Annotated in this window: 4 protein-coding genes and 1 pseudogene; 4 read left to right on the top strand and 1 reads right to left on the bottom strand. The window is 72.2% G+C overall.

What is annotated here, in order from left to right:
- The 4 genes and pseudogenes from Q1N79_RS20090 to Q1N79_RS20075 form a co-directional block, all read left to right on the top strand.
- Positions 1-559, top strand: a pseudogene (locus Q1N79_RS20090) (hypothetical protein); the annotation flags it as partial.
- A 64-nt stretch (positions 560-623) separates the two neighbouring features.
- Positions 624-1,091 carry a 5-(carboxyamino)imidazole ribonucleotide mutase gene (gene purE, locus Q1N79_RS20085; protein WP_300611153.1) on the top strand — a complete coding sequence of 156 codons (468 nt, stop codon included), beginning with the start codon at positions 624-626 and terminating at the stop codon, positions 1,089-1,091.
- Positions 1,092-1,330: 239 nt separating this feature from the next.
- Positions 1,331-1,516 carry a hypothetical protein gene (locus Q1N79_RS20080; RefSeq protein ID WP_300611151.1) on the top strand — a complete coding sequence of 62 codons (186 nt, stop codon included), beginning with the start codon at positions 1,331-1,333 and terminating at the stop codon, positions 1,514-1,516.
- Positions 1,517-1,535: 19 nt separating this feature from the next.
- Positions 1,536-2,696 (top strand): acyl-CoA dehydrogenase family protein, encoded by a 1,161-nt coding sequence (locus Q1N79_RS20075; protein ID WP_300611149.1) that lies wholly within the window; start codon positions 1,536-1,538, stop codon positions 2,694-2,696.
- Positions 2,697-2,716: 20 nt separating this feature from the next.
- Here the strand turns inward: Q1N79_RS20075 and Q1N79_RS20070 are convergent.
- Positions 2,717-3,520, bottom strand: an 804-nt coding sequence (locus Q1N79_RS20070) for a HAMP domain-containing sensor histidine kinase (protein ID WP_300611147.1), incomplete at its 5' end; no start/stop codon positions are given.

Raw genomic sequence — 3,520 nt, 5'->3', positions numbered from 1 at the left:
GCAGGCCGCGGCCCGGGCGACGGCTTCGGGCGCCGGAGCAACCGCCCGCGCGACCGCGACACTGCCGGCCCCCACCCCCGCGACGTCGCCGGCTCGCCCGCAAGCCACCGCGGCGCAGCTGCTGATGCCGGTCAGCGCGGTCGCGTTCGGCCCGGCAGGTTCCGCCGACGGCGACAACCCGCAGAACGCGGACCGCGTTCTCACCGGCTCCTCCGGCGGCTGGCTCACCGACTGGTACACGACCGCGAGCTTCGGCGGCCTGAAGACCGGCACGGGCCTGCTGCTCGACATGGGCCGGACCGTCACGATCACGTCCGTCCGGCTCACGCTGGGCGGGCTGCCGGGCGCCAGCCTGGAACTGCGGCTCGGCACCGTGCCTGAACTCCCCGGCCTTCGCGTGGTCAAGGCCGCCACGGCCACCGGGGACGTGCTCACCCTGCGGCTCACCAAGGCGGTGAGCGCACGGTATGTCCTGCTCTGGTTCACCAGGCTGCCGCCGGACGCCGCGGGAACCTACCAGGTGTCCGTGCGCCAGGTCACGGTCGATGGCCGGCCGTAGCGAGACCGCGGAGACGGTTACGCTAGGGGCCGTGCAGACCGAAACGCCGCTGGTCGGCGTCGTCATGGGCAGCGACTCGGACTGGCCGGTGATGAGCGCGGCGGCCGAGGCCCTCGATGAGTTCGGCGTGTCCTACGAGGCGGACGTGGTGTCGGCGCACCGCATGCCGAGGGAGATGCTCGCCTACGGCGAGCAGGCGGCGCAGCGTGGCCTGCGGGTCATCATCGCCGGCGCCGGCGGCGCCGCGCACCTGCCGGGCATGTTGGCGTCGGTGACGCCGCTGCCGGTGATCGGCGTCCCCGTGCCGCTGAAGTACCTGGACGGGCTGGACTCGCTGCTGTCGATCGTGCAGATGCCGGCCGGCGTCCCCGTGGCGACCGTGGCGGTGGGCGGCGCGCGCAACGCGGGGCTGCTCGCGGTGCGCATCCTGGGGGCGGCGGACCCGGCACTGCGGGCCAAGATGACGGATTTCCAGGCCCGTCTCACGGAGCAGGCCCGTGCAAAGGGCGCGGCACTGCGCTCCACGCTGTAGTTCCCTATTCCGAACGATCCCGTCCGTCTCCCCAGCGCCCAGTTCTCCCTCGCGGCTAGCCACATCCCACACTCCCCGTCGCCAGCCCGATATCGGTTCGGGCACGGTGCCGTCCCGGCGTTTTGCGCCTGACATCGTTGGGCATCTTCGGATCGGCGCAGGCAACCGGAACGGGACTGGCTGCACGTGACCGGAGGGGAGGACCGGTCGCACTGCGCGCTTGGGTCAAGGGGGATAGCATGGCGCTCTCGGTTGCCAAGAGCCGTCCGTTCCGCGTCTTCGGGCTGTACCGCAGCAGCGGCAAGCACGCCGCGCCGCGCGGCACCGTGCCGCGTGCCGCCGCGAAGTCACCGCGCCGGGCCGCGCACGCCGCATCGATGCCGGCGCACACCGGCCCGCAAGACGGCCAGGAGAAGGCCGCCTGACCCGAGTTACCATCGGGTAATGAGCACGTTCGCGCTGTCCGAAGAGCACGAGGCGCTCCGCGAGGCGGTCCGCGCGCTGGCCGATGACAAGATCGCGCCGCGGGCCGCGGAGATCGACAGGACCGCGGAGTTCCCCTGGGACGTGTACGAGGCGCTGGTCAAGGCCGACTTCCACGCCCCGCACATCCCAGAAGACTACGGCGGCGCCGGCGGCGACGCCCTCGCCAGCGTGCTCGTCATCGAGGAGGTCGCGCGGGCGTGCGCCACGTCCTCCCTGATCCCGGCGGTGAACAAGCTCGGCACGATGCCGCTGCTGCTCGGCGCCTCTGACGAGGTGAAGCGGCGCTACCTGCCGCCGGTGGCGCGCGGCGAGGCGATGTTCTCCTACGCGCTGTCCGAACCGGAGGCGGGCTCGGACGCCGCGGCGATGCGCACGCGGGCGGCGCGCACAGGGACGGGCTACGTGCTCAACGGGGTGAAGCGGTGGATCACCAACGCCGGGATCTCGAAGTTCTACACCGTGATGGCGGTGACCGACCCTGCCGCCGGCCCGAACGGCATCTCCGCTTTCGTGGTCGAGGACGGTGACGCCGGGTTCAGCTTCGGCGCGCCAGAGCACAAGCTGGGCATCAAGGGCTCGCCCACCAGGGAGCTGTACTTCGACAACTGCGAGATCCCCGCGGGCCGGCTGATCGGCGCCGAAGGGGAGGGGTTCAAGATCGCGCTGCGGACGCTGGACCACACCAGGATCACGATCGCCGCGCAGGCGCTGGGGATCGCGCAGGGCGCGCTCGACTACGCGCTCGGCTACGTCAGGGAACGCAGGCAGTTCGGCCGCGCCGTGGCCGACTTCCAGGGCGTGCAGTTCATGCTCGCCGACATGGCGATGAAGCTCGAGGGCGCCAGGCAGCTCACCTACGCGGCGGCGGCCCGGTCGGAGCGGGCGATGGCGGGGGAGCGGGTGCCCGACCTGACGTTCTTCTCCTCGGCCTGCAAGTGCCTGGCCTCGGACGTGGCGATGGCGGTGACGACGGACGCCGTGCAGCTGCTCGGCGGCTACGGCTACGTCAGCGACTACCCGGTCGAGCGGATGATGCGCGACGCGAAGATCACCCAGATATACGAGGGGACCAACCAGATCCAGCGCATGGTGATGGCCCGGCAGCTGCTGAAGGGGTAATGACGGGCCGCTGACCCGGCTCACAGCGATGAGGGCAGTACTGCGCCCGCGCCGTTGCCGCGGGCGCCTGGCTGGCTGCCAACGGCGGTGCGGGAAGCGGTTGGCTGGGGGAGGAAGGTGACGTCGACGGCGAGGCCGCCTTCGGGCACGGCGCGTGCCGCGATCGTGGCGCCGTGGGCGGTGGCGATGGCGCGGACGATGGACAGCCCGAGGCCGTGGCCGCCGTCGCGGCGGACCGGGCGCGGACCGAGCCGCGCGAAGGGCTGGAACAGGTGGTCGACCTCGGCCGGCGGGATGACCTGCCCCGAGTTCGTCAGCGAGAGGACGGCGCGACCGATGCTGGTCGCGGTGGCGACCTGGATGTCCCCGCCCGGGATGTTGTGCCTGACGGCGTTGTCGATCAGGTTGGTCACCAGCTGCTGGACCAGCAGCGGGTCACCGTCGAGGATGGCGGGCTGGATGTCGGTGCTGACGTGCAGGCCGAGGCGGCCGATCGCGGGGCGGGGGACGGCCAGGGCTTCGGTGGCGATGACAGCCAGGTCGAGGGGCTCGCGCTGGCCGGCGCCGGCTTCGCCGTTGGCCAGGGTGAGCAGCGCCTCGATGAGGCGCTCCTGCTCGGCGTTGGAGGCGAGCAGCTCCCGGCTGACCGCCCGCCAGGTGCCGGCGGTGCTGGCCGGGTCGGCGAGGGTGACCTGGAGCAGGGCGCGTTCCCTGGTCAGCGGCGTGCGCAGCTCGTGCGAGGCGTTGGCGGCGAACCGCCGCTGGGCGTCGAACGAGGCCTCAAGCCGCGCGAAAAGGTTGTCGAGCGTGTCGGCGAGTTCCTT

This window comes from Trebonia sp., assembly GCF_030042015.1.
Classification (GTDB): Bacteria; Actinomycetota; Actinomycetes; order Streptosporangiales; family Streptosporangiaceae; genus Trebonia.
Note: the sequence above shows the minus strand (reverse complement) of the source record. Positions and strands in the feature narration are given on the sequence as shown.